Annotated in this window: 6 protein-coding genes; 1 reads left to right on the top strand and 5 read right to left on the bottom strand. The window is 69.0% G+C overall.

Annotated features, from left to right (window positions below; genetic code table 11):
- Position 1: 1 nt before the first annotated feature.
- The 3 genes from RBB34_RS12050 to RBB34_RS12060 are packed head-to-tail and all read right to left on the bottom strand — an operon-like array spanning position 2 to position 2851.
- Positions 2-913 (bottom strand): patatin-like phospholipase family protein, encoded by a 912-nt coding sequence (locus RBB34_RS12050; protein WP_306119474.1) that lies wholly within the window; start codon positions 911-913, stop codon positions 2-4.
- On the bottom strand, positions 910-1482 hold the full coding sequence (gene rsmD / locus RBB34_RS12055) for a 16S rRNA (guanine(966)-N(2))-methyltransferase RsmD (RefSeq protein ID WP_306119475.1): 573 nt from the start codon (positions 1480-1482) through the stop codon (positions 910-912). The genes RBB34_RS12050 and rsmD overlap by 4 nt, the downstream gene beginning before the upstream one ends.
- A 4-nt stretch (positions 1483-1486) precedes the next feature.
- Positions 1487-2851 carry a pseudouridine synthase gene (locus tag RBB34_RS12060; protein ID WP_306119476.1) on the bottom strand — a complete coding sequence of 455 codons (1365 nt, stop codon included), beginning with the start codon at positions 2849-2851 and terminating at the stop codon, positions 1487-1489.
- A gap of 202 nt (positions 2852-3053) precedes the next feature.
- On the opposite strand from RBB34_RS12060, the gene RBB34_RS12065 reads away from it, so the two are divergent.
- The gene (locus RBB34_RS12065; RefSeq protein ID WP_306119483.1) at positions 3054-3488 is read left to right on the top strand and encodes a nucleoside deaminase; all 435 of its coding nucleotides are present in this window, start codon (positions 3054-3056) and stop codon (positions 3486-3488) included.
- Positions 3489-3494: 6 nt separating this feature from the next.
- Here the strand turns inward: RBB34_RS12065 and RBB34_RS12070 are convergent, their stop codons facing one another.
- Complete coding sequence (locus RBB34_RS12070; protein ID WP_306119477.1) at positions 3495-4076, bottom strand: hypothetical protein; 582 nt, start codon at positions 4074-4076, stop codon at positions 3495-3497.
- Positions 4077-4180: 104 nt separating this feature from the next.
- Positions 4181-6222, bottom strand: a 2042-nt coding sequence (locus tag RBB34_RS12075; protein WP_306119478.1) for a class I tRNA ligase family protein, incomplete at its 5' end; no start/stop codon positions are given.

Raw genomic sequence — 6222 nt, forward strand, 5'->3', positions numbered from 1 at the left:
GTCAGACGAGCCGGCGCTTGACGCCGATCGGATCCATTTCATAGGCCGCGACCGCGCCTTCGAGCTTTCGCTTGAACTCGTCGCGCACCGAGGCGGTGGCCTCCAGGATCTGCTCTGCCTTGAGGAAATCGAGCACGCGGAACCTGGAAACCGGCGGCCGGATGAACACATCGGGCGGCTCGACCATCAGCTTGAGCTGGATCATCGACTGGTTCATGAGCTGGCTGGTGCCGAACAGGCATTCGATGGTCGTCGGCGGCTTGCTCGGATCGCCCTGGGGCGCGCCGACCACGTCGATGCCGACGATGATGTCGGCCCGGCCGACAAGGTGGTCATAGGGCACCGGGTTGAAGATGCCGCCATCGACATAGATGCGGCCGTCGCGCACCACGGCCTTGAACACCGCCGGAATGGCGGCCGATGCGGCCATGGCCGAGAACAGGTCGCCGCTGGTGAACACCGTCTGACGGTGGCCGTAATAGTCGGTGGCGACGATGCCCGTCGGGATCTTCAGCTCCTCGAAGGAGTGCGCCATCTGCGGCGGCAGGAAAGTGTGCAGCATGCGCTCGATGTTGAACTGGCCGAAGCGGAAGCCGCCATCGACCAGTTCGCGCATGCGCGATGGTCGCGTCTGCCAGAACCGTCCGACCACGTCACCGCGATTGCGCGCCAGCGATACCGTATAGTCGCGGATCTGCCGTCCGGTCATGCCCGAGGCCATGGCCGCCCCCATCACGGCGCCGATCGACGAGCCGGTGATCGCCACCGGCCTGACGCCCATCTCGTCGAGCACCTCTATGATGTGGATGTGGGCGTAGCCGCGCGCGCCCCCGCCGCCAAAGGCAATCGCCACGGTCGGGTCGGTCTTTGTGGGCCGTGTCGCCACAGGCTCGGCTTGGCGTGCTTCGCTCACCGGGTTTCGGCTCCGGGGCCGATGAAATGCATCATGGTCTCTCCCATGCGCCGCTCGTCGCGCTTTGCGAGCGCCTCTGGCAGACAGATGGGCGCGCTCGCCGCTTCTTCCAAGACAATAAGCGCATTGGCGGCAAGCCAGCCACCCTCCAAAAGGCTTGCAAGCGCCTTTTCGCCCAAGCCCCTGCCATAGGGCGGATCGGCGAACACCAGATCGAAGGGCGCCATCGTGCCGATCGGCCCCAGCCGGGTCGCATCGCGCCTGAACACTCTGGCGGAGCCCTGAAGGCCCAGATCGTGCATCGTCTGGCGGATCAGCGCCCGGCCCTCGACCGAGGGCTCGACGAACAGCGCGAAGGCCGCCCCGCGCGACAGCGCCTCAAAGCCGAGCGCGCCGGTGCCGGCGAAAAGGTCGAGCACCCGGGCGCCATCGAGCCGGTCCGGCCAGCGATGGGCGATGATGTTGAACAGCGTCTCGCGCGCCCGGTCCGTTGTCGGCCGGATGCTCCAGGCGCCCGGCCGGGGCGCGGCGATCGGCCGGCCGCGCAGCCTGCCGCCGACGATCCGCATCCGCTCAGCCCTTGCGCGGCTTGCGCGGCGGCCGGCCGGTCTTGCCGGCGGGCTTTGTGCCCTTGCCCGCGCCGCGCGGCTTGCCGCCCTCGGGCCGGGCACCGGGCGCCATCCAGACATTGCTGCCGCGATTGGGCCGATGGCGCGGCTTGCGCTCCTCCTCCGCCCCGGCGGCGGGGGGCCTGGTCGACCAGCGCTCGCGCACCTGTTCGCGCCGCTCGCCGGGCTTGGTCCGGCGCTTGTCCGCGCCCCCGCCCGCGCCGGCGGGCTGTCGCGTGCCCGAGACCCAGTCGCCGGCCTTTTCCACGCCAAGCGCCGGCCTGTCGCTGTCGCCGGCCTTGACCGGCCGGTTGGAAAAGGCGGTGCGCACGGGCGCCTCGAAGTCGGCGCCCGATTCGGCGATCAGCCGCGCGCCGAGCTGCTCGCGCAGCGTCTTGCCCCGGATCTCGAGCACCGCGCCCGGCTCGAGCGCGCCGAGCTGGAACGGTCCGAAGGAGATGCGGATCAGCCGGTTGACCTCCAGCCCCAGCGCGCCCAGAACCTTCTTGACCTCGCGGTTCTTTCCCTCGCGAAGGCCGATCTCGAGCCACAGATTGCTGCCCTGTTCGCGCTCGATCCGCGCCTCGATCGCCCCGTAGAACACGCCCTCGACGGCGATGCCGTCGGCCAGCGCGTCGAGCTGTGCCTGGTTCACCCGGCCATGGGCGCGCACGCGGTAGCGGCGCAGCCAGCCGGTCTGCGGCAGTTCCAGCATGCGCGCCAGCCCGCCGTCATTGGTCAGCAGCAGCAGGCCTTCGGTGTTGATGTCGAGCCGGCCCACGCTGATCACGCGGGGCAGATCGGCGGGCAGGCGCTCGAAGACGGTCGGCCGGCCCTCGGCATCGCGCGTCGAGGTCACCAGCCCCGCCGGCTTGTGATAGAGCCAAAGGCGGGTGCGTTCGGTCTGCGGAATGGGCTTGCCGTCGATCTCGATCCGGTCATCGGCGGTGACATTGAGGGCCGGGCTGTCGAGCACCTTGCCGTTGACGCGCACGCGGCCGGCCGCGATCAGCCCTTCGGCCTCGCGCCGCGAGGCGACGCCGGCGCGCGCCAGGCGCTTGGCGATGCGCTCGCTGTCGGGCTCGGCGGGCTCGGGCGCCCGCTTCGGCGCGTCGGCGCCATGGGGCACGGTGCTTTTCGGCGGCACGGTCTTGTAGCCCCGGCTCTTGCCGGGCGGGCCGCCCTTGCCCGATTGCGCGCGCTTGTCGCGCGGCCCCGCACCGCCGCCCGGACGGTCCTTGAAGCCGCGGCTCTTCATCGGCTTGCCGGTCGCCTCGCGCGCGCTGCGGCCGGGGCGCGGGCGTCGGCCGGAGGTGTCGTCGGTCGTCATTTTGTCGTTTGCCTCGTTTGCGGCGCTGACTAGCAATATATACCCGATTGCGCGAGCGGAACCTGACGGCGAAAGGCAAGGCCTCGAACCGTCAGGAGGCCGCAAGCGCGGCCCGGCGATTCGCCCGCCGCCGCACAGCGGGTGAACGACGTGAACGTCAGCCAGAAGAGGTGATAAAACCGTGACCGACCCGCCCACGCCCATGGAGATCGCGCTCGACCAGGCGCGCGCCGCCGGCGAACGCGGCGAGGTGCCGGTGGGCGCGGTCATCGTGTGCGACGGTGCCGTCATCGCCCGCGCCGGCAACCGGCCGCGCGCGGCTTGCGACCCCAGTGCCCATGCCGAGATGCTCGCGATCCGTCAGGCCTGCGCGACGCTCGGCCGGGAACGACTGACCGGCTGCGATCTCTATGTCACCCTGGAGCCGTGCACCATGTGCGCGGCGGCGATCTCCTTTGCCCGGATCCGGCGGCTTTATTTCGGTGCGACCGACGACAAGGGCGGGGCGGTGATCTCCGGCGTGCGCTTTTACGGCCAACCGACCTGCCATCATGCTCCGGAGGTCTATGCCGGCATAGCCGAGGCGGAGGCGGCCGACCTGCTCAGGGCCTTCTTCAGGAACCGGCGGGTCCGATAGGCCGCGTCAGAGCCAGGGCACCAGCCGCCGCCAGCCGGTCTTTTCGCCCTGCGCCTGCTTGGCTGCGCGTTCCTTTTCCTTTTCCGTCGGCCCCAAATCGCCATAGGCGGCTGTCTCGGCGGGCTGGCAGTATTCGGGCGGCACGTCGGTCAGATAGACGCGGCGGCAACCGCCCGCGGTCCGGCCCGGCCCCTCCGAGGCGCCGAGCGCTGCGACCCGGTCGGGATCGGTGACGAAGTTCGGATCGCGCTCGCCCGCATCGATCTCGGCGAGCACGCGCTGGCGGCGTTCCTCCGGGCTTTCGGGCCACTGACTGGATGCCTCGGCGATGTTCTCCTGCGGCGGCGGCAGCACCGAGGTGTCGGCCGGTTTGACGATGTCGGGCCGCGGCGCGTAGTTGATCGGCGGGTCCTTGCGCCCGCCCAGCGACATGGCGCTGCTGAGGTCTTCCATGAGCTGGGCACCGGCCGTCTTGTCGGTGCCGTAGGTCGGCCCCATGCAACCGGCCAGCGCGACGCCCGCCGCGCCCACGATCACGATCGCGGCGATTGGGTTGGTCCGGTTTGCTGGCATGATTGGGCCCGTCATGAATTCCGCCTCGTCCGATCCGCCACGATTGGCGGGCAATTCCGGCATTTTGATGATGGCCTTATCACACGCATCGCGCCCGCGTCCATCGTGGTCGGGCCGGCTCAAAGCCGGCCCAGCGCGCGCAATTCGTGCAGCACGCGCGCATCACGCGCCGACACGTCCGGAAACGCCGGGTCGGAACCCACATCCTCGGTCACCCGCCAGGAACGGGCGCATTTGCGGCCGCTGGCCCGCGCCGGCACCACGGCGACGCCCGTCACGTCATCGAGCGTGAACGCGCCCTGCGGCGCCGGCTCGGACGAGATCGAGATGCCCGAGGTGATGCAGATCTCGGCCATGTCGAGCCCCTCGATGGCCGCGCGCAACTCCGGATCGGTGATGTGCACGAAGGGCGCCGCCTCGAGCGAGGCGCCGATTCGGCGTTCCTTGCGTTCGATCTCGAGCGCGCCGGTGACCACCCGGCGCACCTGGCGCACGCGCTTCCACTTCGCCGCCAGCGCGTCGACCCGCCAGTGGTCCGGGCATTTGCGAAACTGCTCCAGATGGACCGAGGCGGCATCGGGATAGCGCGACAGCCACGCCTCTTCCATGGTGAAGGGCAGCATCGGCGCCAGCCACGTCACCAGCCGGTTGAACAGGTGATGGACGACATGAAGCGCCGCCTTCCTCTTCATCGACGAGGGCGCCTCGCAATAGAGCGTGTCCTTGCGGACGTCGAAATAGAACGCCGACAGCTCCAGCACCATGAAGTCGAGCAGGGCGCGGCTGATGCGCTTGTAGTCGAAACCGTCATAGCCGGCCTCGACGAGCTTATCGAGCTCCCACAGCCGGTGCAGCATGAGCCTTTCGAGTTCGGGCATGTCGGCATGGTCGACGCTTTCGCCCTCGTCATGGGCGAGCGTGCCCAGCATCCAGCGGATCGTGTTGCGCATCTTGCGATAGGCATCGATGTTGGTCTGCAGGATCGTCTGCCCCAGGCGCTGGTCTTCCCAGTAGTCGGTGTTCATGACCCACAGGCGCAATATGTCGGCGCCCGACTTGGCCATGACGTCCTGCGGGACGACCACATTGCCCAGCGACTTGGACATCTTGCGGCCTTCCTCGTCCATGGTGAAGCCATGGGTGATGACCGTCTCGTAGGGCGCACGCCCGCGCGTGCCGCAGCTTTCCAGCAGCGAGGAATGGAACCAGCCGCGATGCTGGTCGGTGCCTTCCAGATAGACGTCGGCCGGCCATTTCAGGTCGGGCCGATCCTCCAGCGTGAAGGTGTGCGTCGACCCCGAATCGAACCACACGTCCAGAATGTCGGTCACCTGGTGCCAGTGGGCCGGATCGTGATCGTTGCCCAGGAACCGTTCCTTGGCGCCTTCTGCGAACCAGGCGTCGGCGCCCTCGGTCCTGAAGGCGTCCAAAATACGGGCGTTGACAGCCTCGTCGCGCAGCACATTGCCGTCCGCGTCGGCGAACACGCAGATCGGCACGCCCCAGGCACGCTGGCGCGACAGCACCCAGTCCGGCCGGTCGGCGATCATGCCGCGCAGCCGGGTCTGGCCGGATTTGGGCACGAAGCGGGTGGCGTCGATGGCGGCGAGCGCGCGGGTGCGCAGCGTGTCGACGCCATCGGGTTTCTCGTCGAGACCGTACCCGTCCAGTTCCTTGTCCATATGGACGAACCATTGCGGCGTGTTGCGGAAGATGACCGGCTTCTTGGACCGCCAGGAATGCGGATAGGTGTGCTTGAGCCGGCCGCGCGCGAACAGCATGTCCTGTTCGATCAGCGCGGCGATGACCGCCTTGTTGGCATCGCCCTTCTTGCCCTTGTCGTCGATGACGCGGGCCGGCCCGCCCTCGCGGTCCGGGCCGAAGCCGGGCGCGTCCCTGGTGAAGAAGCCGGCATCGTCGACGGTGAACGGGATGGCGGGCGAGATGCCGCGCGCCTCCAGTTCGCGGGCATGGCCCATCCACGCGTCGAAATCCTCGCGGCCATGGCCCGGCGCGGTGTGCACGAAGCCGGTGCCGGCATCGTCGGTGACATGCTCGCCCTCGATCAGCGGGACATCGAAGTCGTAAGGCCCCCCTCTCCCCCCTTGTGGGGGAGATGTCCCGTCAGGGACAGAGGGGGGTGTTTCGGCGTCGTTACCCC

The organism is Roseitalea sp. MMSF_3546 (assembly GCF_030732865.1).
In the GTDB taxonomy this organism is placed as follows: Bacteria; Pseudomonadota; Alphaproteobacteria; order Rhizobiales; family Rhizobiaceae; genus Roseitalea.